Consider the following 25466-nt stretch of genomic DNA (forward strand, 5'->3'; position numbering starts at 1 on the left):
AAATTATGGGATTATCTTTGTAGGATAGCCTTCTTGCTCAAGCTTGTCCCGGAGTTCTTTAGCATCATTGTGGCTTGTAAGTTTTCCGACTCGGACTTTATAATATTTCTTCCCCCGGCTGGAAAGGCCTTCTTCAATATACGCGGAATATCCTTTGGCGGATAGCTTTGCGATAAGATTCTTTGCATTTAATTCGCTGGAAAATGAACCGACTTGGATAGTATACGAGTAATCGCCTTTTGCATCAGGCACAGTATTTAAATCCTTGATTAATTCTTCCCCGGAATAAAGAGGAAATTCTTTTTTAAGCTTAGCCAGATATTCCTTTGCCTGCTCAGTATCTCCCTTTTTAAAACCAACCTGTCCTAATAAAGAATAAAGCTCTGGTTTTAATTTTGTATTTGGGCTGTCTTTAAGTATCTCCTTATAGCACTCTTCGGCTTTAGAAAAATCCCCTCTTAAGAAATAAGTATTCCCTAATGCAAGCTTTGCGTCATCCTTAAATTTACTATTCTTAAATTCCCTTAAGATTATCTCAAAAATATCAGAAGCCCGCAGAATATTGCCGTCTTTTAAATAACTTAACCCAAGGATATAATATAATTCGTCGAGCTCAGAAGTATCACTAGCTTGAGCCAAAATATTTTCTCCTTCTTTGATTGCTTCTTTATAATTGCCTTCCATTAAATTTATTTTGATTCTTTCAGTATCCGAGGCATAGGCCATCTTGAAACTCAAAGCAATTAACAAACAAGCTGCCAATGTTATTATCCTGAAACTTCTCATTTTTTCCCCTTAGATATTTTAAGCTGTAAATCCAATATTAAAGCATGCCTTTTTTCTTTTTCTTCTTTAGGCACATCATCAGGCATACTTGCGGCAGCTGTGTGCGGACGCGGCGAATATTTAAAAATAAAAGCCGCATTAAATTTAACTTCTTTTACCAAATCAAAAGTATCCTGAATATCTTTTTCGGTTTCAGAAGGGAAACCCACAATGATATCAGAAGTTAACTCTCCACCCTTAACAATTCTACGGTAATTCTTTACTAATTCCAAGTAATATTCTTTTGTATATCCGCGGTTCATTAATTTTAAAACCCTATCCGAGCCTGATTGAATCGGTAAGTGTAAATATTTTCTTAACTTCTCAAGCTCTGCCATCGCCTTAAATAATTCTACCGAAGCATCCTTGGGATGCGATGTCACAAAACTAAATTGTTTAAGCCCGTCTATATCGTTGACTTTTCTTAAGAGCTCCGTAAATCGAGGATAGCTGTTCACATTCTGCCCTAAGAGCGTGATTTTAGTTATCCCGGCAGCAATATCTTCTTTGATTTCTTTTAAAATGTCTTCACTTGGCCGATGCCTTAAAGCGCCCCGGACAAACGGCACAACGCAATATGAACAATAATTCTCGCATCCTTCAGAAATAACTACAAACGCATGTTCTTTATCTAAATGAAAGCCGGTGTGATAAATTTCATTTTCTCTGAAATCCGCATCAGTTTCATAGATTTTCTTTTCGTAGGGGCTATTCTTATGCTTCTCAATTTCTTTTAAGATTTTTGGAATCTTTGCGATGTCGCGCGTGCCAACTACAAAATCAACTTCCGGAGCCCGCTCAAAAATTGATTCACGATAATTCTGAGCCATGCATCCTACAATCCCAATAACAGGAATTGTATTTATTTTTCGAGAACTACCTTTAAGCTGTTTAGACCTAGTTTTTGCTATCTTTCCTATCCCACTCCACACTTTTTCTTCCGCCAACTGCCGCACAGAACAAGTATTAAAAATAACAATATCTGCCTCATCAGGCTCGTCAATAATCTTATAGCCTTCTTTCTCAAGAAGCCCAGCAATTACCTCCGAATCCCGCACGTTCATTTGGCAGCCGAAAGTACGTATATACACTCGCTTATTTCCAGTCATTTTCCGCATAAAAATTAGAATTACTCTCTAAAAAGCGCTACTAACGTACGGTTACCGAACATTTCTACAATTCTAACTTATTTTTTTATATTAAAATTACGCTATGTGTTCTCAAAATTTTCACAAACATGTATCAAAAAATAAATTACTTAACAGAACTACCTTGTTTAATATTAAATCCTTTTCGCCAAATCAGGGGAATTCTATATACAGCACTTTTAGGTATATATTTAAGGAATCCAATAGATCTCAACTCTTCAATCCTTTTTGCACAATCTTGACCTAAAATTCTTTCTAAGGAAGCGTTGTCGTGTTCGACTCGACTATTTTCAAATTTCAAGAAGCATTCTTTCAAATGATTAAATTCTGCAAACAAAAAGTTATTTTTCTTATTGATCGATAATATTCCCAATGCCTTTTTAAAAGAATCTTCTTCAATTAAATATTCTTGGGCTTCCGGTTGGGATCGAAAATTCTTCAGTTGAACTGATTTTGCAAACTTAAAAAAGTCAATAATATCCCTGGGTGTCACAATATCATTACCATCCGAACAGCAACTATATAACCAATCAAATGTTTTACTTTTTCCAATCTTAGGGGGAAAAAGTCTATAAAATATTTCTTCACGATAAGACTTATCTCGATCGATTCTTTCTGAATTAAAGCCAAAGAAATTTCTAACATGCTCAATTGATGACAAACGCTTAGTAATTAAAAAAAGTATGTCATCTTTAGACCAAGACATCGCTGATGAACATCTATCTGCTATATGTGTCATTGCAGCAAACCCATCCGAGGCCAAGTAATCGAGAATATCCTCCCGAAGAAATATCTTAACTCTAAGGAATGGGTCTGAAAAGTTATAAGCGGCTCTCAACAAACCGCGTAACCCATATTTTTCCGTGACGCTTCTATGCAAGAAAATTTCGTCTAATCTATCAAGCATAATCCAAATTCTAATATTATTCTTTTTAAGAATTTCTACAATTAAATCCTTGAACTCGGTAAGATATAGTGGCCTTTTAGATATTTCTTCCCTTGCAAGCGGTTCTATTTCTAGGATAGGCTTAAAAGACTCTGGCAATGAAGTAATAGGATTTATTTTGGTTTCAACCCCAACTTTCTTTTTTGCGTTTCTAAATAGATCAATGAGCGACATGGGTGCTTCTTTGAAATCGAATCCTGACTTTACAATTTTTAAACCCATGTTCGATAAAAGTCCATCTATTCTTTTAATATCATCGTCCAGTAGTTGTCTTCTCAATTGCTCAGCATTAAAAATAAGCTTATATACTAAAACAATAAAATAGAGACTCCAAAAATTGATAAATTCTATTTCAGAATAATCTTCGAACTCTTTTTGGTATAATTTGAAGATAGGATCTCCTGTGGCCTCTACACCAAAAATAGGGTAAAGGTTCTGCTTCTGTATCATCATATCTCTTATGAAAAATAACAATCTATATAATGCAGTCTTCCCAGACCCTTTCATCCCCTTAACAATATCTATCCGATCATAATAATATAAATCACTAAATTCTTGAGTTTCAATTCTAGCGATTTCCAAAAGCGCATCTTTCTCAGCAGTAGAAGCCCCTAAATCAAAGGAGTTCAAGAGACTATCGACATCATTGGGTTTAAACATTTCGCACTCCTTTCTCTGCTTGCAAAAAAAGTCATTCCAAAATAAACTTGCAAAACAAATCACCTAATTCTGTAATCTGATAAATATTTCTAACACCCTCACCTCTCACCTGTGGAATTACTTCAAGTTCAACTAGGCCAGCCGAAGAAAGTATTTGTGCTTCGTGAGGTTCCAAATGAAGACGTTTATTGCCCCTTTCAAGCTTATGCAAATCTTGTATTATGCAGCGATCAATAGCTACTGCTAAACGATGAAAAATTAAATAATCGTACCTATTATTTACAAAACCCGAGAATGCCCGTGCAAGTAATTCTGATTTATCCATATCATCGAGTTTATTAATTAACAAAATAAGATTTTCTCCTACTCGTACACGAAACTTAAGATCTGAATCAAGACGAGCTGTAAATGCTTGACGTTCTTGAAAAGAGATATCCGATAGTGCAAATAAAAATCTTTGTAGCTTCTTCGTGAATATGTACCCTTGAGTCTTTATCCCAATGCTGAATAAGTTAGCTACTGTACCTACCACAGGGATATCTTTCAATATTCCTTCCTGCAAAAAATGATCAATAGCGATTTCGCTAGCCTCTTTAATCAAATCCTTTCCTCCTGAGTTACCTATAACGGCCAACAAAGAATTCTCTATTGAAATCTGCTTTTCCATTCTAATCACCGAAGCCACTTACGTTCGGTTCCCAATACAATATTTTCTTTAACTCATTATCAGGGTGATCGTTATCGTAACCGTACAAGCCTCTCAAAAATTGTAAAACTGAGTTGTAATAACTCGCCATACGGTCAGCCGAAGGTCTTTATGTAATCCTATTCTTCTTCATAATTACCATACATAGTCCGTTATTCCTGCAAAATCAGGAATCCATAACCTCATCATTAGTTGATTATGTAACCTACATACTGATTCACTAAAGATGTTGCGTTGTAGAAAAATATCCCAGCTCATCTATTATATCAGGCTTAGCAAAATCCTTTAGTAATTCCTTAGCAACTAAAAGAACCTGATTATCGGTATGATATTTGAAAACAATACTACTAATAACCTTATCCAGATCTAAAGATGATGGGGAATCACTAAAAATTACCGTTATCGTTAGACTCATTCTTTGTGTTGGATAAAGCGTCCCCATTCTCTCTGCAATTATTCGATAACTTTTTTCACTGAGATTTATTTCTCTTGCTTCATCAGATAGTAAAATTTCTGGTTTTTCTATAGTTACAGCATACTTCCCAGAGTTAAAACAATTATACCTTATCTCAATTGTTTTCTTGGCTTTTAGCACTTCTTTATCAACATTGAATTCTATCTTTGGCATTATGTCGTTTATTAAATCGATAACATTTACAGATGTTTGCACTCTTTTTTGTGACAATTCTATCTTCGATTCAATCGCTTTAAGATAAATACCTCCAAAGACTGTCGCTACACAAATGCAAAACGTATTAATAATCCCTACTACCAATTGCCACTTCTCTATTCCACTATTGTTCTGTTCGGTCATTGACCACCACCTCCATTCTTAGCGCCCTTTCTTACAAATTGCTAGAACACATTATTTATTTACACAATTGGATATTGTGTCCCTGCAATACGTTACACCAATTTACGCTTAACTTATAGTTACAAATAATTTAACTTCTTTAATATCCCCAAAATCATCACGCAGTACTTGCACCAACCGCCAAACTTTTTTCCGTTGGCATTAAATCACAGAAATAATAACGGTTATCTCTCAAAACAACCTCACCCTTTTCGCATTGTATTTGCCTTGAGAATATTGGACCATCATACACAAATGAATGGAATTCCCCATTTTCACCGCAAGGATCAAATTAGAAAACTGTTTCCGAATTGTTCGGGAAAATGGACCATACCCACTGTCCCGATTAGGTACAAAACAGTTTCCGCTTTAAATTAAAAACAGTTAACTATTCCCATTACTTCCTGCGCCCTCGTAATTTATTTTCTCAATCTCTCAATCAACACCGGCATAAGCCCTGAATTTACAGAGTCATCAACCTGCACCACATTTATCGGAGCGCTCTTCCAATCCGACTCTAAGCGCTTTTTTATCTTGGGATTTGTCTTCCTCGCGTTAAGTATTTTATGCTTAGTCGTTGTCATTGCCTGCAGCACCCGCAGTTTACCGGCGCAATCACCCCGCCGCCAACCGGATATTACTTTAGCATTAAGCGCGTTAGTAAGCTTATCCGGATCTTGTTTATCCATCCACTTAGTATCAACCTGATGCTCATACCAGATAAACGGCTGTAATGAACTTTGGACATCCGCGATGACAATAATATTAGCGCCTGCTGCCCAAATATCACCAGGGGTCGTAGAAGCAAAATCTCCTCGCGTAGCAAGGGAAGCGCCAAACTCTTTATTTATTAACTGAAAATAATCTTCTGTTTCATCGCTATTCATCCTGCCGGTTTCAGAATAAAGCTCCTGCATATGAAGAATGATAATTTCCTGCGGATACTCGCGTAAGAAATCTTCAATCTGAGTAAACACCCCTCCTTCTCCAAGTAACGGTGTTGACATCCACATATGCTCAATCTGATAAGCCCCATCCTGCCAGGCAACTCGCAGGTCAAGATAACGGACGCCATAACGCAATTGATCCTTAATTGATGCTGATTGGCACCTAGCACTTGCAACATCAGAACCTCTTGGCATTCTGTGAATATGATGCCCGGAATGCGTCAGGTATCCATGACAAGGAGGGCTATCAAAACTTACATCACAAGAACCCGCATCATGGCTGCCCAATAAAGGTATTTGATTAATCGGCAAATCTTTAATGGTATCCTTATTTTTAACCATCCAATCCGCATAGGTTACGTCAATATCATTCGAATCGGTATAAATTATTTCACTCGAATCATACTGGTCGAAAGACTTATTATGTTTTTTTGCCCATGAATAAGTGCTTGCCAAGAAAATAGCAAGAAATAGAATCGCGCACCCTGCAGTTATAGGTAACATCTTACTTTTATTCATACAATTCCTTTCTCTCTGCAACAACCAACATCTCAAAATCTTCCGGAGTTAATTTATCGTTTCTTGAGTAGGCGCCGAGCTTAGCCCCAAAGATTTCGATTTTCTTAAACCCGAGCGACTTTAAAAGCCATGTTATCTCGCTTGGTACGTAATAACGCTCGTTACATTTTAATTCCTTTTTATTTCCCGCATCGTCCTCAAACACGACGGTGTTGTGGTCTCTAAAGGTCATCAGGTCAAAGGAACAGTCTTTACACACTGAATTCCCTTCTTTGGCCGCGGATTCATAAAATTCTTTGACGGAATGAAAAAGCGGGAATAACCCGTTTAATGTTGTAAATATAAACTTGCCCTTATCATTTAACGCTTTTGCCGCGTTCTTTAATATTTCAAAATTCATTTCATCGGTTTCCATTAAAGAAAAACCACCCTCACAGAGCATGATTGCCAAATCGAACTCGCCCTCAAAAGGAAGATTTCTAGCGTCATGTTTCTGAAAATCAATGCTCAGATCAAGTTCTTTTGCTTTCTCTTTTGCCCTTGCAATTTGAGACTCGGACAAATCAACACCAATCACGCTATACCCTCTTTTCGTTAGTTCAATTGAATGCCTTCCGGTCCCGCAACCAATATCTATGATCTTTAATGATTTGTTGCGATTAACCTCCTGCTCGATAAAGTCGCATTCTCCCACAGTTCCCTGGACATAACACTCCTTGTCATATTTATGCGCGTAATTTTCAAATAATGATTCGTACCATTGTTTCATTATATCTTCTCCAATTTTTTACTTTTGAGAAAATCCATCACAGCACTTGTAAACAGCTTTGGATTCTCTATGTGTATTGAATGCGCAACGCCATCCAACAATTTAAAAACACTTTTGTGAATTCTTTTAGCTAACGCTCCAGCTTCTTGCGGAGTTATCAAAATATCATCTCTTCCTTCAAGGATTAAAGTTTTTGCTTTAATTGTGCCTATCTTTGCGCGCGCGTCAAACGAAGCAATCGCATCTATCTGGCTCTTAAATCCATCCGCTTTCTGAAGATAAGGGTATTCAATTGAGTTCTTAATAAATGTTTCGATAAAATTACTGTCATTAATAATTTTTTTAGAAAATAACAACGGCACCCACCTCTCAAACCACTCCCGGCAATAACCTTGCCTTTTAAGCTGAGTGTAAATATCCTTAAAAAGAACATTATTCTTTTTAGAAGAGACTGTTGCTGTGCTTACCAAAACAAGTTTAGCCACGCGTTCAGGATAGCTCATAGCAAGCTCTTGGGCGATATATCCTCCCATTGAATGGCCAATCACGTGTGCCTGTTTTATCTTTAAATAATCAAGCAGCCTTACAGCATCCTCAGCCATATGGTGGATAGTGTGCGGTTTTTTCATAGCGCTGCTTCGGCCTGTTCCCCGATTATCAAAAATAATCGTCTTAAAGTGCGAAGATAATTTCTTAACCACACCTAGCCAACTTGAACTATCAGAACCAAGACCGCCGATTAATAAAAGTGGCGCGCCTTTTCCATAAACTTCATAGTAAAGCGAGATATCATTTAATTTAACTTTTGGCATTTCAGAATTAAATCTCCATTAAGCCTTAATCTATTTTACTTCCGGCATCATAGATGAATGATGGCTGACGATGAGCCACTGCGAGCCATCCCACCGATATACAAAACTATACCTTCCTCTTACCACCTCACCAGTCTTAGCAAAAGTAAATGTATATAATCCGGAGTCAACTGCCATATTACAGCCTATCTGGATTTGGCGAAGGTCAATTTTCGCAACAGGTTTCTTCTCAAGGAAATGATGAAAGTAACCTTCTTTTTCCTCCGCGGTTAATCTCGGCTTGTTGGATACTGTAGGCAGCAGAATTGACTTTTCAGCATAAAGCTCCACAACCTTACGGGAATCTCCAGTCTGCAATGTTTTATTCCAACGATCAAAAAGCTGTGCAATTTCATCTTCACTAACAGACTTACAGTATTCAGTGTATGCGGCTATTTGTGAAGCATTTCCTCTTTGGCAGGCAGAGCATCCGAAAATCCCTAACAGAGCAACTGAAACAACTGCAATTTTAATTATTTTCATACACTTCTCCTCTTACGCAATACTTGCACCAACTGCCAAACTTTTTTCGGTTGGCATCAAATCACAAAAATAATAACGGTTATCTCTCAAAACAACTTCACCCTTTTCGCATTGTATTTGCCTTGAGAATATCGGCCCATCATACACAAATGAATGGAATTCCCCATTTTCACCGCAAGGATCTACATTAGCAGGAAGCTCGGATAAAAATTGCTTATCAAAATCCCTACCGGCAAAAGATTTATCAAGAATCTTTGAATCAATGCAAGTGATAACCGCCTTAAAACCTAAATCGATAAACGTATTAGCGAGCTCAAGAGAATTTCTTTTCCAGATGGGGAAAATGCCTTTCATACCTAACTTTGACAGATTGCCTTCGCGGTATTTCTTTAAATCTTCAAGGAAAATATCTCCGAAAGCTACAGAAGAAACGCCCATGCCCTGATAGCGCATCAACGCATCCTTCATCTTGGCTTCATATTCTTCATTTGATGATTTCTTTGTGATATAGATTTTCTCCAAAGGCAATCCCAAGAATTCCGCCTGCTGTTCAAGAAGAATTTTCCGCACACCATGCATACTTATCCTCTCGTAATCTTCTGTAACAGTGGTAAGAAGTGCAACTATTTCATAATCGCGGCTCTTTTTTAATTCATAAAGAGCCATAGCGCTGTCTTTTCCTCCGCTCCATGCAAAAAGAATTTTTTCCATAATCATTTTATCCCCTTTTCACGCTATTATCTCAAAAGCATCCTTAACATCCATCCCAACGGAAATACCCAATGCTTTTGCTTTTGAATTAACTTTTGTAATTTTCCTGTTTGGGAACCGCTCCAAATTACCGATAGGATTATCCGGCGTGCTCTCTACTATGGCAGCTGCTGCTCCAAAAGCTTCAATAGCATCCAAGTCAAAAACGCCACATGTTAAAAACGCCTTTTTACCGGTAACAAGAAGAATGCTAAAATTCGACCATTTAACATGGGCCCCTTCAACCAAGCCATTCTTAGTTTGATACGACCGTGTAATAATGTCCATAATCAAATCTCCTGTTATTTCTGCATTGCTTTTGCCTTGTGTTCTTTTGACATTTTTTCAATCGCATACCGTAAAGCAGTCCTTGGCATGGCAGACTTATTCTTTAAAACATAATCAAAAACCTGTTTTTCATGAGCTTGGCTTGCCGCTTTAAGCACCCAGCCATAACCTTTTTGCACAAGATCATCTTCATCGCGAAGAAGAATATCGGAGATTGCGAAGATTTCATTTAAGAATTTACCGCGTTTTGCCGGAACAATAAGTGTAACTGCCGCAGCCCTGCGCATCCAGCGGTTTTCTGATTTTGCCCAATTCTTTAAATTCACCAGGAATTTAGGATATTTTTCTACAAATGCACCGATAGTATGATTACAAAGCGTATCACACGATGCCCAATTAGAAACATAATTCGCAAGCCATCTTTCAAATATCTTTATATCCTTCTCTTCATAATCGTTGTGTAAATAATAAGACCAGTTGCATGCAATAAACGACTCTTCCATGTATCCAGAACGCCATAATTCTTCGCATAACTTAAAAATCTTATCTTTTCCTAAAGCCCGAACTGTTTTGAAATATTCTTTATCGATTTTTCTTACAAAAGAAGTCTTTAGACCATAAACCTTCACTTTTTCCTTAAAAAATCTCCCAACGCTATCTTTAATCTTTTTATCGGAGTTTAGCTTTAATTGATGGCGTATATCTTTTAAGATTTTTTCCATAACTTTTTAATCTTCTATAGTGCTATTTACAATTTCTTTGATTATATCATCCAACTGGCGGTTAAATTCATCGGGAGACTCCAACATAAGGAAGTGCCCAACCCCCGGCATGATACGAAGATTAAATTCCGGAACATATTTGCGGTTAACTTTCTCCTTAGTCGGCCACAAATCAGAATTAAGCGCCCAAACCGGCACATTGATTTCTGGCGGATGGTCAACATATGAAGCGCTAAACATTTCTTTCATAGCACTGATTCCCACCTTTGGATCGGCATTAGACATTATCCCAACAATCCCCTCAATAAATTTTGGGTCGGTATTTTTAACAAACATGCTCTGGAGGAAAGACCCAGTCTCTTTCTTAAAATCTTCTTTAAAAGGCTTGATAATTTGTTCAACTTGCTCAGGAGTATATTTCTCATCAAAATCATGCAGAGTATCAATTCCAATTAAAGCAACGACGTTATCAGGGATAATTTGAGCTGCCTCGATAATTACCGGGCCTCCCATTGAATGCCCGATAAGGATTACTTCCGAAGCTTTAACTGCACGGACAACACAAGCCACATCTTCTCCAAAAGCCTTTAAAGAATAAACTTTTCTTTCCTTTCCCGAAGCCCCGTGCCCTGCTAAATCTAATGTAACTACGCGATATTTCTTTTCAAAATAAGGAACCTGGTTTTTCCATACCGAACGGTTACAACTCCAGCCATGGATAAAAACTAAAACCGGCTCGCCCTTGCCATAGACTGAATAATGGATAGGCACGCCGTCTTTTGAAACAGCAACCCCTTCTTGCGCTTTTACATGAATTGGATTAAATAATGCTACTACTAAACAAATTATGAAAACCATTAACCATCTTTTCCTATCCATAACCACAAACCCGTCCTTTCTTTGATAATTCCTATCTACCCTCTAAATCATCCAATGTTGCCAAAGCGCTTTGCAGCGACTTAAGATCCTCCTCATTCGCAAGCACAAGCAAGACATCTCCGCCTTCCAGCAAAGTAGGCCCGGCAGGGATAATATATTTATCTCCCCGGGAAATTAACATAATAAGGCATTTCTCAGGAGTGTTTAAATCTGCGATCTTTTTGCCTACTGCCCAGGAATTATATGGGATAATTACATCTGTCAATTCAACATCCAAACCCGGCCTTTTTTCAAATTCAATCGGATGATTTTTCCTTTTAGCAAAAGGGACATTGAGTTTCAATATCTTTGAAACAACCGGGATAGTTGTCCCTTGGATAAGGACGGAGGCACAGACTACAAAAAACACAACATTAAAGATAGTATCCGCCTGAGAAATACCTGCCATAAAAGGGAATGTCGCCAGGATAATAGGGACTGAACCTCTAAGGCCAACCCAGGCAACCATAAGTTTCTTACGCATAGTCATATTATACGGCAACAAGCAAACAAGAACACTGACCGGACGAGCAACCAACATAAGAAGCAATGTTAGCAATACTCCAGCTCCAACTAAAGGAATAATTTGCGAAGGAGAAACAAGCAAACCTAACGTTACAAACATGGCGATTTGCATAAGCCACGCTAAACCATCGTGGAATTTCATAATCATTCTTTTGTTTGGAAAATCCGCCTGAGCCAGCATTAAACCCGTAAGATAAACCGCAAGAAATCCATTGCCTCTTGAGAAAACAGCAATTACATATGTTAACAGAACAAGAGAAATCATTATTACCGGATAAAGCCCTTCGTATTCCAGCTTCAGGCGATTGACAAGGAATATTGTAAGCCTCGCCATTGAATACCCTACAAGCGCCCCCATACCCATATCAAGGATAAATCTGGGGATCAATGCAGCAAAACTCATATCCTTAACAGTTAGAAGGCTGATAAAACTCACAGTCAAGAAGACAGCCATAGGATCATTGCTGGCAGATTCAAACTCAAGCAAAGGCTTTAATGGCTGCTTTAAACCAATCTGCCTTGACCGTAAAATAGTGAATACTGCCGCAGCATCGGTTGATGACACAATAGAACCAAGAAGCATACCTTCCAGTAAAGAAAACTTCAAAATGTAGACAGCAAAAAATCCTGTTACGAGCGCCGTCATTAAAACTCCGAGTGTTGAAAGTAAAATTCCCGGCCAAACAATTGATTTTGTCTCCTTCCAATTAGTATCAAAACCTCCCGAGAAAATAATAAAAATAAGGGCAACAATACCTATGGATTTAGCTACCTGTGCATTGTCAAAATAAATCTTGCCTATGCCTTCTGACCCGGCAAGTATCCCTATTCCTAAAAACAGCAATAAAACAGGTATGGCGAACCTATCCGAGAGCTTGCTTGAGACAACACTTACGAAAATCAATACCGCAACCCACAATAAAATAGTTTCAATTGTTAACATAGTAAAATTGACTCCTTAAGTTTTCATTCTCCTTTAGTATTCCAGATATTCTTAAGTTTTTCATAAATAAATTCAGCACATAATGAATGGCCACGAATATTCATATGCCAATCATCTGCAAATATAATTTTTTGATAATATATACCTTCTCTTGATAAGAAATCGCTAAAATTAAGAATATTTTTAATATTCAATTCTTTGTTAATCTTTAAAGGCTCAGTATCAAAAAACCCTGCTGAAACAAACTCAATATTATTCTTCTTAAGAAAATTATTTATATTTGATAAATGAATTCTATAATTTTTCAACCCTAACATATACCAATATTTAGAAGGTACGCGTTTTTGCAGATATATTGGATTAACTTGAATACAGCTTACTGCTTCAAGCTCGGGATAAGGATAGATTCTCTGTTCATAATAAAACATCCTTAATATTTTCTTCTTAAACAAAATCCAAGCCTTGTCCCTATACCATAAACAAAATTTATTTAAATCGCGAATCAAGGTAATTAAAGAGCCCTTCCAAACAAACGTTGGCCTCGGGCCTAACGGAATATCATTCTTCTCTTTAGGAATAATGGCTGAATCTATTCTATATAATAAATAATGAATAAAGAATGAACGATTGTATAAATAATTAAGAATAGATAAATCCGGCTGAATAAGGTTGCAAAGATATATATCATTACTACAATAGCACAATATAACTAAATCCGGGTTAAATTTTACTACTTTTTCTTTTAATACTGCGAGTTCTTGTGCAGTATTATACCCCGGGACAGAAAAATTAATCACTTCATATCTGTCATATCGCTGGCTTTTTCCTTCGTTCAACCTGCGCTCTAGAATCTTTGGGAAACTGTTTTCTGAGCCAACCTTCCAACCAAAAGAAGTTGAATCTCCAATTACAGCAATTCTATATACACCTTGCGGCTTAATAAGGCTATAATAACGGTCATTTAACCCCTGGGAACTGATTTCTGCATTTATTTCCTTTATTTTATAACCAGGCTGAAGCTCAAAAACAAGCTTTTGATTTCTTACTGGCCTATATCCCAGACAATACAAATGCGGGCTTAGCCTAATAAACAACTCAAAGCAAAAAAATAAAAAAACAACTGAAAAAAGTAAAACGAGGACATCTTTCTTCCTGGGCATCTTCCCTTATTTTTCCATTCAAGCATTCCCTAAGCCAAAATAATACTTAAAAAAATATCATGCAAAATGCTTCCTTTTAAAATAAAGCGCAACGTTAACCAGGCTAATTAAGACAGGCACTTCCACTAACGGGCCAATTACCGCAGCAAATGCCGCTCCTGAGTTAATTCCGAATACCGCAACTGCAACAGCTATTGCAAGTTCAAAATTATTGCTTGCCGCGGTGAATGACAATGTTGCTGTCTTAGGATAACCAGCCTTGAATTTCTTTCCCATATAAAAAGAAACCAAAAACATAAGTACAAAATAGATTAAGAGCGGAATTGCTATCCTTACCACATCAAAAGGTATCTTAACAATATATTCCCCTTTTAATGAAAACATAACCACTATAGTAAATAATAAAGCGATTAAAGTTATCGGGCTTATTTTAGGGATAAACTTTTCTTCATACCAAGCTTTGCTCTTAATTTTTAACAAAGCAATGCGGGTAATAATCCCGGCTAGAAACGGAATACCAAGATAGATAAAAACACTATTCGCAATTTGAGCAATAGTGACATTAACCTGAACGCCTTTTAGGCCAAAATACGGTGGCAGAATAGTTATAAAAAACCAAGCATAAACTGAATAAAACACCACTTGAAAAAGCGAATTAAAAGCAACAAGCCCTGCGCAATATTCCGTGTCGCCTTTCGCAAGCTCATTCCAGACAATCACCATTGCAATACATCGGGCAAGCCCAATCATAATTAACCCAACCATATATTCCGGATAACCCCTTAAGAATATAATGGCAAGCAGAAACATAAGAATCGGACCAATTATCCAGTTTTGAACAAGAGAAAGAGTCAATATTTTTATATCCTTAAACACACTTCCCATCTCTTCATATTTAACCTTTGCTAATGGAGGATACATCATAAGTATTAAACCAACAGCAATAGGAATATTCGTTGTCCCGACCTGGAATTTATTCCAAAATCCGACAATTTGAGGATAAAGATACCCTGATAAAACCCCAATCCCCATGGCCAAAAAAATCCATAGGGTTAAGAATCGATCAAGAAAAGATAATTTCTTCATGGCATCCTCCTACTCGTAACCATACTTTCTGATAAACCAGCGCTTGACCCGCTGAACCATAAACAGGTACGCTGTCACAATCAAAATTAAGGCGAGGAAATATCCGGGAGGCGGAGTAACAAAACCAAAATGCTTACCCAAAGGAATAAACGGTATTACCAATGCAATCGTGACAATATAAATTGAAGTAAATATCAGAAACTGGCTGGGCTTACTTTCAATAAACGGAATTTTTCCGGTACGGATCACATGTATTACTAAAGTCTGGGTGCAAAGCGATTCTAAAAACCAACCCGTATGAAAAAGCTGTTCGGGCGCTTTAAATACCCATAAGAGTACGCCAAAAGTAATAAAATCAAATAAAGAACTTACAGGGCCGATGGTAATCATAAATTTCTTGATATAATTAATATTCCATGGCCTTGACTTTAGCAAATATTCCTTATCAACATCATCAGAAGGTATAGCGATCTGCGAAATATCATAAAGCAAATTATTCAAAAGGATTTGTATAGGCAGCATTGGCAGGAATGGTAGGAACAAACTTGCCCCTGTCATACTAAGCATATTCCCAAAATTTGAACTTGAGCCCATTTTAATATACTTAAGGATATTCCCAAAAGTTCTTCTCCCCTCCAAAATACCATCTTCAAGAACCAAAAGGCTTTTCTTCAAAAGAATGATATCTGCTGATTCTTTGGCAATATCTACGGCATTATTAACCGAAATCCCGACATCGGATGCCTTCAATGCAGGCGCATCATTAATCCCATCCCCAAGATAACCAACTATATGTTTATTCTTATGCAAAGCCCGAATTACCCTTTCTTTCTGTAATGGAGAAAGCCGAGCGAAAACTGTTGTTACCTTTACTAACTCACATAATTGATCATCAGTTATCTTCTCTACCTCTTCTCCTGTGGCAAGCCCTTTTACATCCAATCCGACATCCCCACAGATCTTCTTAGTTACTAATTCATTATCCCCTGTTAAAACTTTGAAAACTATTCCCAGATTCTTTAAGGTTTCAATAGTCTTTCTTGCGGTTGGCTTCGGAGGATCAAGAAAAGCAATATAACCCTTAAGAATTAATTCCTGCTCATCATCTTTGGTATATTTGTCTTTTTGCTGATCAAAATCTTTGTAAGCCACCGCCAGAACCCTGAAACCTTCAGCGCTAAGGTTATCGTATTCTTCCTTTAACTCTAAAAGCATCAAATTGCCAGTGCCTAAATCAAGTATTTCGCCTTCAAGTTCAAACTTAGTGCAACGCCTATAAATCTCTTCAGGTGCACCCTTTACAATTAATCTATGTTTACCCTCATTCTCAACTACAACAGACATAAGCTTCCTTGAGAAATCAAAAGGGACTTCGTCAACTTTCTTATATTGCTTTACGACAAGCTTTCCATGTTTAAGGATTGCCCTATCTAAAATATTTTTTAATCCGGTTTGATAATAGCTATTTATGAACGCAAAACGAAGGACATCTTCATCTTCCTTACGGACTACATCACAGTGCCTCTCCAAAATGATCCTATCCATTGTTAAAGTGCCGGTCTTATCAGTACAAAGCACATCCATGGCCCCGAAATTCTGGATTGCATTTAAGCGTTTAACAATAACATCCTTCTTAGACATGGCAATCGCACCTTTTGACAGGTTTATTGCAACAAGCATCGGAAGCATCTCAGGGGTAAGCCCCACAGCAACAGAAAGAGCAAAAAGAAGCGCTTGGATAATATTCCCTTTGTTAAAAGCATTAATAGCAAAGATTACAGCGACCAACACAAGCATGGCGCGAATCATTAGCCACGTAAACTGGCGTATGCCTTTATCAAAACTACTTTCAACAACAATTGAAGCTAATTTTCTTGAAAGCTCTCCAAACTCTGTAGCAATCCCGGTTTTTACAACAACACCTAAACCCGTGCCGCTAACAACACTTGAGCCCATGAAAGCGATATTAGTTAAATCTGCCGGGGATCGTTTACGCGGATCGCTTACTTCGCAAGCCTTTTCAACCGGAAATGACTCTCCCGTTAAAGATGCCTGGTTGATAAACAGGTCTTTGCAAGAAATTATCCTTAGATCAGCCGGAATCATATCTCCTGCAAATAAATCTATGATATCTCCGGGAACAATCTCACGGATATTTACTTCTTTTGATTTTCCGTTTCTATAGACGGTGGCTGTTGCCCGCACCATTTCACTTAAACGCTCAGCTTCCTTTCCAGCTCGATGTTCCTGAATAAAAGACAGGAATACGCTGATAAACGCCATGGCAATTACCAAAATTGCGCTTATCCTCTCTCCGAAGAATAGTGAGAAGGCAGCAATAATAAGAAGAACTATAACCAGGGGGTTAACAAATTTAGAGGCGATCTCAAATATAACGGTACGCTTTTTTTTCTTGGCAGGCTCATTAAAACCAAATTCTTCAATTCTCTTAGCAGCTTCTTGTTCACTCAAGCCCTTGGGAGAAGAATTTAGTTTTTCAAATAATACATTTTGAGGAGAAGTGATATAATCAAAATCCCAGTTTTGAATTTTAATATTCCCATCCATGACTTTATATCTTGATAAAACAAATTAAAAAACTTCCAAAATTTTCTTTTTAGGCATAAAAATCTTCCAAATTTCCATTAACCATAATGGTAGGGAAGAAATTACAATTACAAGGGCCCAGTCAAATATGCCTAAGGCCTCAGTCTTAAAAACCTTCTGTAAAAAAGGAATATACACTACTGCCATTTGTAAACAGAATGAAACCAAGGTAGCAACAACTAATTTCATATTAGTGCCAACTCCAAGCTTGAACAAAGATTCTGTTACGCTTCTACAGTTAAAAGAATGAAACAACTGCGAGCAGGAAAGCACGATAAATGCCGCTGTCCGTGCACGCACAATACCTTCTTTTTCTATGAACAAAACAAGAACAAACGCCAACAAACTACAAAAAGCGATAAAGAATCCTTGAACCAACATTAGGAATCCTCTTTGTTTTGTAATGACACCCTCTGTAGTTTTGCGCGGCGGGCGGCTCATTATGTTTGGATCTACCGGATCAACCCCTAAAGCAAGCGCAGGAAGCCCGTCAGTTACAAGATTAACCCAAAGGATATGTATTGGAAGCAGAGGAACTGGAAAACCCAACAAAGAAGAAATAAACATAACAAGGATTTCTCCAGCATTACAAGAAAGAAGATAATGAATAAACTTCTTTATATTATCATATATACCTCTTCCTTCTTCAACTGCTGAAACAATTGAAGCAAAATTATCATCGGTTATTACCATGTCGGAAACTTCTTTAGTTACATCTGTCCCGGTAATTCCCATAGCAACCCCAATATCAGCTTCTTTAACCGCAGGCGCATCATTAACCCCATCTCCTGTCATTGCCACAATCTCACCATGCTTTCGCCAGGCGCGCACAACTCTTAATTTATGCTCAGGGGAAACCCTCGCGTAGACTGAAATCTTTTTTACTTCCTTAAATAAATCATCATCGCTTAATTTATCCAGCTCTTCTCCGCTTAACGCCAATGATTCTTCGGTAAAAAACCCGAGTTCCCGCGCAATCGCAACTGCTGTATTCTTATGGTCTCCGGTAATCATAACTGTTTTAATGCCGGCACTCTTACACTCCCGGATAGCAGCCTTGACTTCTTCACGGGGAGGATCTATCATCGCAACCAAACCTAAAAATGTAAGATCCTGCTCAATTTGAGCTGCTTCATATTTTTCGTAAGAATTATCTAAATCCCTTGAAGCAATAGCCAGTACCCTCATCGCTTGTCCGGCTAACTCATCGTTAATCTTCTGTATAGCTTGCCTATCCTGACTAGTTAATTTTCTGACTGTTCCATTTTCTTCAATATTAACGCAATCATTCAAAAGCATATCAGGAGCACCCTTGGTAAAAGCAACTATCTTACCATTGTATTTTCTGACAACCGTCATCTTCTTGCGCTCGGAATCAAAAGGAATTTCATCAACAAAAACGAATTCTTCTTCTAATTTCTCCTTCATAATTCCTGTTTTTCCAGCGGCTGTTAACAAAGCGCCTTCAGTAGGATCTCCAACAATCTTAAAAACCCCTTCTTTCTCAACTAACTGAGCTCCATTACATAACACACCTGAACGCAATAAATTATTAAGGCTTACGTTCTCAGCGCTATTAATTTGCTTCTTATCAAGCAGGATTTCGCCTTTAGGTTCGTAACCAATCCCGGTTACCGCAAAAAGTTTTCCTGCTGTATATAATTTCTGGACTGTCATTTCATTTTTAGTCAAGGTCCCTGTCTTATCAGAACAAATTACGGTGGCACATCCTAAAGTCTCAACCGAAGGAAGCTTTCTAATAAGAGCATTACGCTTTACCATCCGGTGAACACCTAATGCCAACGCAATTGTTACAACCGCAGGAAGCCCTTCTGGAATAGCAGCTACAGCTAAGCTTACCGAGGTCAAAAATACATCAATAATTTTCCCTCCCCGCAGCCATTCCAGCAAAAATACCATTCCTACTAAAACAAAACATAGATAAACAATCCATTTACCGAATTCTTCAAGCTTTCTTTGTAAAGGAGTAGTTTGTCGCTCTACCCCTTGAACCATACCGGCTATTTTACCAAGCTCCGTTTTCATTCCTGTGTAAACAACCAGCGCCTTTGCCTTCCCTGAGGCAACCGAAGTACCCATGTAAACCATATTCGCGCGGTCAGCAAGCGGAATCTCTTTTTCTTCCAAAGCATGAATTGTTTTAATAACTGGCGAGGATTCCCCTGTTAAACTTGCTTCTTGCGCGCTAAAATTTGAACTAACCCAAACCAAGCGGCAATCCGCAGGCACGCTATCCCCTGCTTCTAGCTCAATCAAATCTCCCGGAACAAGCAAAAAAGAAGGAACTATTCTGTGCTCATTATCGCGGATAACTTTTGAATTCGGGCTGGAGAGTTTCTTTAACGCCGCTAATGATTTTTCCGCGCGGAATTCCTGAACAAACCCTAAAATTGCGTTAATAATTACGATTGCAATTATTGCCAATGCATCAACCCATTCCTGCAAGAAACCGGAAACCAAAGCAGCTCCGATTAAAATCCAAACAATAAAATCTTTAAACTGCTCAAGGAAAATCTCAAAAGGGCCCACACCCTTCTTCTCAAGGAGCTGATTAGCTCCGAATTCTTCAAGACGATTCTTAGCATCTTCCTCGCTAAGCCCTGACTTGATATTGCTTTTTAAAGCCAAAACAGCATCATCACTATTTAAACTATAGAATCTTTCATCATTCATTAATACGTATCCTCTCTAAAATATTATTATTTCTTTTTACCCTGTTGATTGATCGCTGTTACTTTTACAACATATTCATTACCGAAGGTTTTTAATAACTCTACTTTAAACTCTTTCCCTGCAATTCGTTCAATATCAACCAAACAGGACTTCTTGATTACGCCATAGGTAACTGGTTGCGTTTTTAAGAACGCAAAGGTTTTTTCATCAGTATCAAAATATCCAATCGGATGAGCGCTGAAGAAATTTCTCCCGCCAACATTAATTACCGCAACCGGCTTATCAGTATAAAACCTGACCCCTCTGGCATAAGCTTTGGTACAAAGAATAGTGTTATCAACTTTTAGCTCGTTTAATATGTAAGCTCCTACATTCTTACAAGAAACATAATCTCGGTAATGCTTCTCCCAAGAAAAAGTAAATATTAAAAGTATCGGCACAATAAGCGAAGTCAAGAATAAGCTTACTAAAAGCTTTTTCTGGGAAGCCGACAAAAAGATGAAAAAAATCAGAAAAACAAGGATAAAAACCGCTGAATACACAAAAGCCATAGGAGGTAAATACATTGAGAACAGGAATGAATTAACAACTAAACCGATAGGCAGGATTAAAAAAAGCACACTTGATAATTGCATAAGCCTTACAAGCAAGCTGGGTTTATCTGTCAGCTTCCTATAAATAAAATCTCCTGCAAGGACTGCTAAAGCAGGAAATAACGGCAAAATATAACTGGTTAGTTTTGAATGAGCTGCCTGGAACACAACAAAAACAACAATAATCCAGCTGATCAAAAATAAATCAAGTGTTCGCAAAGTCTTCTTCAACGCTTTCATAAAAACTTCTGCAATTGAAGCTAAAACAAACAAGCTCCAGGGGAACATACAAAGAATCATCGTCATGGGATAAAAATACCATGTATCATTTCCTTTATGCTCAGCTTCAATAACCCTTCTTATATGGTCATTATAAAAAAATTCATCAATAAACTCTCTTCCGTATTTTTTAATCATAAGTGCATACCAGGGAACAGAGATTAACAAAAACACCAGGAATCCTAACCCAAATGATCCGCAAAACAAAAACTTAAGGTCTTTTTTAAACAACAAAAACAGAATAACCGCTAAAAGCGGAATGAAAAATCCAAGCGGTCCCTTGGTCAAAACAGCCAAAGCGCTAAATACAAAAAACAGCATTACTCCAATAAATTTCCTATTGCTATTTACATAGGCCCAGAAAAACGCAACTAACGACAGCAAGATTAATACAGTAAAAATCATATCGGTAAAAACCGTCCTTGACATGCCTATATAAAGGCCTGCTGAAGATAGTATGCCCCCGCAAATAAACGCATTCTTTTCACTCTTTGCCCCAAGCAAAACCAAAAGATAAACAGCAATAACCCCCATAATGGCAAAAAGAGCAGGGAAAAATCTAGCCGAAAAGTTTGAAATCCCGAATAACTCAAAACCAAAACGAAGCAGCCAAAAAGTAAAAATAGGCTTCTCAAATTGGGGTTTTCCGAATAGTATCGGAACTTCCCAAGTATTCTGCTGCATCATCTCCTTCGCAGAGCCAGAATAAAATACTTCATCAGGATTAGTCTGGCTTAACATATGATTCCCCAACATCAAGAAACAAAAAGCAAGAACTGTTAAAATCAATACATTCTTAAGATTGCCTGCTTTAATCATTCTTCTTCTCCATTTCTATTAGCTCAGTGACTGTTACAAATCTATACCCTAGCCTCTTTAGTTCCTCAATAAGCCTTTTAATAGTCCTGACTGTCTCATACCTGCTTCCGCCTTCTTTACCAAAAACCGCACCGCTATCATGAAAAAGAATTATATCTCCGGGCCTGACATGATTTAATATATACTTGATAATGTATTTGTAATCAAAAGTTACCCAATCTTTAGAATTAATAGTCCAGAGGACAATCTCAAACCCAAGGCTTCTGATCTCCTCTTTAGTTCTTTTATTCAGCCATGCCTTTGGCGGCCTGAACAATTTCGTAGACCTACCCGTAGCGGACTTTATTGCTTTTTCAGTATCCAATATCTCTTTCTTAAGCAGCCCGCTGCTTGAAAAATTAACTAACCGATGATCATAAGTATGATTCCCTATCTCATGGCCTTCATCAGCAACACGCTTGGCAATCTCCGGGTATTTACTTACATGTTCACCAAGCATAAAAAACGTAGCCTTTACATTATCCTCTTTTAATTCATCAAGGATCTTTGGCGTCCACTCCGTTGAAGGGCCGTCATCAAAAGTCAAAGCAACGACTTTTTCGGAAACATCCGCATGGTAAAAAGTGCCTTTTCTATTAAGGACGCTTTGATCAAAAAAGACCATAACCGAAGCAAAAATAAATATAGCCAAAAATAAGAATATTGAAATACGCACAATCTTTTTTCTCATAAGTAAATTAAGATATTAGAAATCACTTTTTTTCGGAAGACGGGACTTGCTGTAATCCCTTAGCTTAGTTAGATAATTTGTATATTTTCGCAGTTTGATATTTACTTTCTCAAGTTTTGGCCTGATTACCGTTGCAATCAAAAGTTGCCCGATGAAAATACTAAAACAGTCGGTTGCGATATCTTTTAACTCAAAATTATGCCCGCCTAAGTTAGAAAGCTGGAGCAATTCATCAAAAACAGCAAAAACCGTAACAATTAAAAAACTCCACAAATAAAGCATCATGGTCCCGAAATTGTGCCTTAATGCGAAGAAAATAACCAAACTTAAGATTCCGTAGCCGACAAAATGTAAACGGTCCATGGTAGTTTCAACTTTTGTCAGGAAATAAACACAAGAAGCAAAAATGACGCATAACCAAGCATACTGAGAAAATACAGCCTTATCTTTCTTGCATATCAGATAGAACAACAATATTAAGCACGTTACGCCTATGGAAACATTAATAATAAAATTTAAGGTCCTATCAACCGTCCCCGGATTCAAATGAGGGAAAATCTTATCTGAAACCGGCATAAGCAAAAGCACCCCTAAATATATAAGGACTACAAATAACCAATCCCGGATTATCCTGTATTTTTGACGCATTATTATTTACGGTTAGATTTAATGATATTGGTGAGTACCATGGCCTTGAGCTGATCCAAAGAAAACGGCTTTACCAGATAACTAGACGCACCCGATTCAAGAGCTTCCCTACAAACTGAATCATCTTTTAAGCCAGTCATCATAATTACACTAATACCAGAGTCTAATTTCTTAATTTCTTTTAATAACTCTATTCCGTCCGTGTCAGGCATCACTATATCCATAATCACCACAGATGGTTTTAAAGTCTTAATCTGATTAAGCACGTCTTTTGCTTTTGTGATAACGACAACCTTGTAACCTTCTTTAGAAAGATACCTTGCGCTATATTCACAGATATCAGCATCATCATCAACTATAAGAACATAATCACCGAAAAGTGCAGCTTCTTTAACACCCCTCTTCCCGTCAAAACTTAAAACCATTTCATAGATAATTGAAATAAGATTATATGTATCAACGTGGCTCTGTACAAACATGCAATTACCATATTCATCAATTTTATTTAACAACTCGTCGTTAACGCCCTGCTTTAAGATTACCAAAATAGGCAGTCCCGGGAAAGCTTCCTTATATTTTTCAATAATCCCGATATTCTCTTCGCCTATCATATCAAACCTGATAACCACAACGCTAAAATGATCCGGCTCAATCTTTGAGCCTTCCGACATATCACGGACAATTTTTACCTTATATTTCTTTTTCTCCAGGAAATCCAACACCAAGCTTATTTTTTTCTCATCTTGTTCAAATGCTAAAATATCAGCCTGGCCTTTGTGCATAATACTAGCCTGTTTTGCCCACACACGAAGGCTTCGTTTCAAGAGCTCAAAATTAACCGGCTTCTCAATAAAACTTACTGCCCCTGCCTTAATAGCTTTTTGGGAAAGCTCGGAATCTTTTACTGCTGAAATTATTATTACAATGGAATCCTGATTAGACTGTTTTATTTTCTCTAAGGTCTTAAGGCCGTCCATTTCTGACATAACAATATCCAAAAGCACGATTTGAGGCTTCTCCCACTTCACTTTCTCAAGTGCTTCAGAAGTTGAATTTACAATAATAAATTCGTAACCTTCGCCTTTTAGGTTTTCTTCAATTTCTTTACAAAACTCCAGATTATCATCAGCTAATAGAATCTTAACCATTATTTTCCCTTTATTGATAAATCGCTTAAGCTCCAATAATTCAACTATTTAGCAAATAATTATACCATAAAAATTATTTTTTACAATGAACTGCTTTTAACGGTGGCTTCAAATAAAAAGCCCCACGCTTTGCAGTAAAGCGCGGGGCTTTTTATTAAAACCTTTGGTCTATTTCTTTTTCATTTTATCAATAGATTCACTTACAAATTTACCTGCTATATCTTTACATCCCAAACCAAATGCGAGTGCAAAACCAAGCCCTACAGAACCTAAAATTATACTTACGGTCAGCTCGGTAATACGGATTCCGATTCTTAGCTGTTCAAGAGCTACAAATACTGAGAAAGCAATTACGACCACATCAACTACATTGCCTAAGATTTTACTTTGAGAAATGCCCGCATTATTAGCGGCTGTCTGCACGATATTCTTTAACAGCGTCGCAGCAAACATACCTAAAACTAGAATAAATAGAGCTGCAATAATATTCGGGACATAAAGAACGACTTTATTCAATAGCTCTGCGGCGATAGTCAAACCAACAGCATTAATTGCTACCATAAATGCTATCAACAATGACAACCAATAGCACATAACTCCAAATAACTCGGAAAGTGAATATGTAATGCCACCTTTTTTAAGGAGAGCTTCTAATTCAATACGTTCGGAAAGGTCATCAATTTTGATTGCTTTTAAGCCGTTGACAACAACCACCTTAATCAACTTTGAGATTATCCAGCCGATTATAAGGATGACAATAACAAGCAAGATGTTGACTAAGAACTGGCCGATCTGCGCAAGAACTGTCCTGGCAGGTTCCAACAACACGATTTGCCAACTACTCATGTT

At 37.5% G+C, this 25466-nt stretch carries 23 protein-coding genes and 1 pseudogene; all 24 read right to left on the reverse strand.

The genetic code is table 11. The annotated features are described in order from the left end of the window. Positions 1-3: 3 nt before the first annotated feature. The 24 genes and pseudogenes from PHO70_02515 to PHO70_02630 all read right to left on the reverse strand — a co-directional run bounded on the left by PHO70_02515 (position 4) and on the right by PHO70_02630 (position 25463). Positions 4-786, reverse strand: a complete 783-nt coding sequence (locus PHO70_02515) for an SPOR domain-containing protein (GenBank protein MDD5431842.1) — start codon at positions 784-786, stop codon at positions 4-6. Beyond that, positions 783-1934, reverse strand: a complete 1152-nt coding sequence (gene miaB, locus PHO70_02520) for a tRNA (N6-isopentenyl adenosine(37)-C2)-methylthiotransferase MiaB (protein MDD5431843.1) — start codon at positions 1932-1934, stop codon at positions 783-785. The genes PHO70_02515 and miaB overlap by 4 nt, the downstream gene beginning before the upstream one ends. 145 nt (positions 1935-2079) lie before the next feature. After that, positions 2080-3579: a hypothetical protein gene (locus PHO70_02525; GenBank protein MDD5431844.1), complete on the reverse strand. Its 1500-nt coding sequence runs from the start codon at positions 3577-3579 to the stop codon at positions 2080-2082. Between the two features lie 31 nt (positions 3580-3610). Beyond that, a complete protein-coding gene (locus PHO70_02530) occupies positions 3611-4246 on the reverse strand; it encodes a hypothetical protein (GenBank protein ID MDD5431845.1) in 636 nt (211 codons plus the stop codon). A 259-nt stretch (positions 4247-4505) separates the two neighbouring features. Continuing rightward, positions 4506-5099 carry a hypothetical protein gene (locus PHO70_02535; GenBank protein ID MDD5431846.1) on the reverse strand — a complete coding sequence of 198 codons (594 nt, stop codon included), beginning with the start codon at positions 5097-5099 and terminating at the stop codon, positions 4506-4508. Between the two features lie 157 nt (positions 5100-5256). Further along, a pseudogene (locus PHO70_02540) lies at positions 5257-5427 on the reverse strand (hypothetical protein). Positions 5428-5557: 130 nt separating this feature from the next. Beyond that, complete coding sequence (locus tag PHO70_02545) at positions 5558-6604, reverse strand: hypothetical protein (GenBank protein ID MDD5431847.1); 1047 nt, start codon at positions 6602-6604, stop codon at positions 5558-5560. Then, entirely contained in the window at positions 6597-7373 is a 777-nt protein-coding gene (locus PHO70_02550; GenBank protein ID MDD5431848.1) for a class I SAM-dependent methyltransferase, read from the reverse strand. Before PHO70_02550 ends, PHO70_02545 begins: the two co-directional genes overlap by 8 nt. Then, positions 7373-8185 (reverse strand): alpha/beta hydrolase, encoded by an 813-nt coding sequence (locus tag PHO70_02555; protein ID MDD5431849.1) that lies wholly within the window; start codon positions 8183-8185, stop codon positions 7373-7375. Before PHO70_02555 ends, PHO70_02550 begins: the two co-directional genes overlap by 1 nt. Before the next feature lie 30 nt (positions 8186-8215). Further along, positions 8216-8707 (reverse strand): SgcJ/EcaC family oxidoreductase, encoded by a 492-nt coding sequence (locus PHO70_02560; GenBank protein ID MDD5431850.1) that lies wholly within the window; start codon positions 8705-8707, stop codon positions 8216-8218. 12 nt (positions 8708-8719) lie between these two features. Further along, on the reverse strand, positions 8720-9424 hold the full coding sequence (locus PHO70_02565; protein MDD5431851.1) for a diphthine--ammonia ligase: 705 nt from the start codon (positions 9422-9424) through the stop codon (positions 8720-8722). 12 nt (positions 9425-9436) lie between these two features. Beyond that, positions 9437-9745: a DUF1805 domain-containing protein gene (locus PHO70_02570; GenBank protein MDD5431852.1), complete on the reverse strand. Its 309-nt coding sequence runs from the start codon at positions 9743-9745 to the stop codon at positions 9437-9439. Positions 9746-9759: 14 nt separating this feature from the next. Beyond that, on the reverse strand, positions 9760-10467 hold the full coding sequence (locus PHO70_02575) for a DNA alkylation repair protein (protein ID MDD5431853.1): 708 nt from the start codon (positions 10465-10467) through the stop codon (positions 9760-9762). Positions 10468-10473: 6 nt separating this feature from the next. Next, positions 10474-11325 (reverse strand): alpha/beta hydrolase, encoded by an 852-nt coding sequence (locus PHO70_02580; GenBank protein ID MDD5431854.1) that lies wholly within the window; start codon positions 11323-11325, stop codon positions 10474-10476. A gap of 52 nt (positions 11326-11377) precedes the next feature. Then, positions 11378-12853 (reverse strand): potassium/proton antiporter, encoded by a 1476-nt coding sequence (locus PHO70_02585; protein MDD5431855.1) that lies wholly within the window; start codon positions 12851-12853, stop codon positions 11378-11380. A gap of 23 nt (positions 12854-12876) precedes the next feature. Continuing rightward, the gene (locus tag PHO70_02590) at positions 12877-14013 is read right to left on the reverse strand and encodes an SGNH/GDSL hydrolase family protein (GenBank protein ID MDD5431856.1); all 1137 of its coding nucleotides are present in this window, start codon (positions 14011-14013) and stop codon (positions 12877-12879) included. Between the two features lie 57 nt (positions 14014-14070). Then, the gene (arsB, locus tag PHO70_02595) at positions 14071-15099 is read right to left on the reverse strand and encodes an ACR3 family arsenite efflux transporter (protein MDD5431857.1); all 1029 of its coding nucleotides are present in this window, start codon (positions 15097-15099) and stop codon (positions 14071-14073) included. A 9-nt stretch (positions 15100-15108) separates the two neighbouring features. After that, a complete protein-coding gene (gene mgtA / locus PHO70_02600) occupies positions 15109-17667 on the reverse strand; it encodes a magnesium-translocating P-type ATPase (GenBank protein MDD5431858.1) in 2559 nt (852 codons plus the stop codon). Positions 17668-17691: 24 nt separating this feature from the next. Then, entirely contained in the window at positions 17692-20400 is a 2709-nt protein-coding gene (locus PHO70_02605) for a calcium-transporting P-type ATPase, PMR1-type (GenBank protein ID MDD5431859.1), read from the reverse strand. A gap of 26 nt (positions 20401-20426) precedes the next feature. After that, positions 20427-22091, reverse strand: a complete 1665-nt coding sequence (locus PHO70_02610; protein MDD5431860.1) for a glycosyltransferase family 39 protein — start codon at positions 22089-22091, stop codon at positions 20427-20429. Beyond that, positions 22084-22821, reverse strand: coding sequence for a polysaccharide deacetylase family protein (locus tag PHO70_02615; protein ID MDD5431861.1), 738 nt, complete (start codon positions 22819-22821; stop codon positions 22084-22086). Before PHO70_02615 ends, PHO70_02610 begins: the two co-directional genes overlap by 8 nt. 15 nt (positions 22822-22836) lie before the next feature. Beyond that, positions 22837-23469: a VanZ family protein gene (locus tag PHO70_02620; protein MDD5431862.1), complete on the reverse strand. Its 633-nt coding sequence runs from the start codon at positions 23467-23469 to the stop codon at positions 22837-22839. A 2-nt stretch (positions 23470-23471) separates the two neighbouring features. Beyond that, positions 23472-24617, reverse strand: a complete 1146-nt coding sequence (locus PHO70_02625; protein ID MDD5431863.1) for a response regulator — start codon at positions 24615-24617, stop codon at positions 23472-23474. A gap of 168 nt (positions 24618-24785) precedes the next feature. Further along, positions 24786-25463 (reverse strand): hypothetical protein, encoded by a 678-nt coding sequence (locus PHO70_02630; protein ID MDD5431864.1) that lies wholly within the window; start codon positions 25461-25463, stop codon positions 24786-24788. Positions 25464-25466 lie beyond the last annotated feature (3 nt).

Source organism: Candidatus Omnitrophota bacterium (genome assembly GCA_028715415.1).
Lineage (GTDB): Bacteria > Omnitrophota > Gorgyraeia > Gygaellales > Profunditerraquicolaceae > JAQURX01.

Bases quoted from the DNA above. Each gene is read 5' to 3' on its own strand.
- PHO70_02530 (MDD5431845.1), bottom strand. From the start codon at position 4,246: ATGGAAAAGCAGATTTCAATAGAGAATTCTTTGTTGGCCGTTATAGGT.
- PHO70_02620 (MDD5431862.1), bottom strand. From the start codon at position 23,469: ATGCGTCAAAAATACAGGATAATCCGGGATTGGTTATTTGTAGTCCTT.
- PHO70_02550 (MDD5431848.1), bottom strand. From the start codon at position 7,373: ATGAAACAATGGTACGAATCATTATTTGAAAATTACGCGCATAAATAT.
- mgtA (MDD5431858.1), bottom strand. From the start codon at position 17,667: ATGGATGGGAATATTAAAATTCAAAACTGGGATTTTGATTATATCACT.
- PHO70_02545 (MDD5431847.1), bottom strand. From the start codon at position 6,604: ATGAATAAAAGTAAGATGTTACCTATAACTGCAGGGTGCGCGATTCTA.
- PHO70_02630 (MDD5431864.1), bottom strand. From the start codon at position 25,463: ATGAGTAGTTGGCAAATCGTGTTGTTGGAACCTGCCAGGACAGTTCTT.
- PHO70_02570 (MDD5431852.1), bottom strand. From the start codon at position 9,745: ATGGACATTATTACACGGTCGTATCAAACTAAGAATGGCTTGGTTGAA.
- PHO70_02555 (MDD5431849.1), bottom strand. From the start codon at position 8,185: ATGCCAAAAGTTAAATTAAATGATATCTCGCTTTACTATGAAGTTTAT.
- PHO70_02625 (MDD5431863.1), bottom strand. From the start codon at position 24,617: ATGGTTAAGATTCTATTAGCTGATGATAATCTGGAGTTTTGTAAAGAA.
- PHO70_02565 (MDD5431851.1), bottom strand. From the start codon at position 9,424: ATGATTATGGAAAAAATTCTTTTTGCATGGAGCGGAGGAAAAGACAGC.
- PHO70_02610 (MDD5431860.1), bottom strand. From the start codon at position 22,091: ATGATTAAAGCAGGCAATCTTAAGAATGTATTGATTTTAACAGTTCTT.
- PHO70_02515 (MDD5431842.1), bottom strand. From the start codon at position 786: ATGAGAAGTTTCAGGATAATAACATTGGCAGCTTGTTTGTTAATTGCT.
- PHO70_02580 (MDD5431854.1), bottom strand. From the start codon at position 11,325: ATGGTTTTCATAATTTGTTTAGTAGTAGCATTATTTAATCCAATTCAT.
- PHO70_02605 (MDD5431859.1), bottom strand. From the start codon at position 20,400: ATGAATGATGAAAGATTCTATAGTTTAAATAGTGATGATGCTGTTTTG.
- PHO70_02590 (MDD5431856.1), bottom strand. From the start codon at position 14,013: ATGCCCAGGAAGAAAGATGTCCTCGTTTTACTTTTTTCAGTTGTTTTT.
- PHO70_02615 (MDD5431861.1), bottom strand. From the start codon at position 22,821: ATGAGAAAAAAGATTGTGCGTATTTCAATATTCTTATTTTTGGCTATA.
- PHO70_02525 (MDD5431844.1), bottom strand. From the start codon at position 3,579: ATGTTTAAACCCAATGATGTCGATAGTCTCTTGAACTCCTTTGATTTA.
- PHO70_02575 (MDD5431853.1), bottom strand. From the start codon at position 10,467: ATGGAAAAAATCTTAAAAGATATACGCCATCAATTAAAGCTAAACTCC.
- PHO70_02535 (MDD5431846.1), bottom strand. From the start codon at position 5,099: ATGACCGAACAGAACAATAGTGGAATAGAGAAGTGGCAATTGGTAGTA.
- arsB (MDD5431857.1), bottom strand. From the start codon at position 15,099: ATGAAGAAATTATCTTTTCTTGATCGATTCTTAACCCTATGGATTTTT.
- miaB (MDD5431843.1), bottom strand. From the start codon at position 1,934: ATGACTGGAAATAAGCGAGTGTATATACGTACTTTCGGCTGCCAAATG.
- PHO70_02560 (MDD5431850.1), bottom strand. From the start codon at position 8,707: ATGAAAATAATTAAAATTGCAGTTGTTTCAGTTGCTCTGTTAGGGATT.
- PHO70_02585 (MDD5431855.1), bottom strand. From the start codon at position 12,853: ATGTTAACAATTGAAACTATTTTATTGTGGGTTGCGGTATTGATTTTC.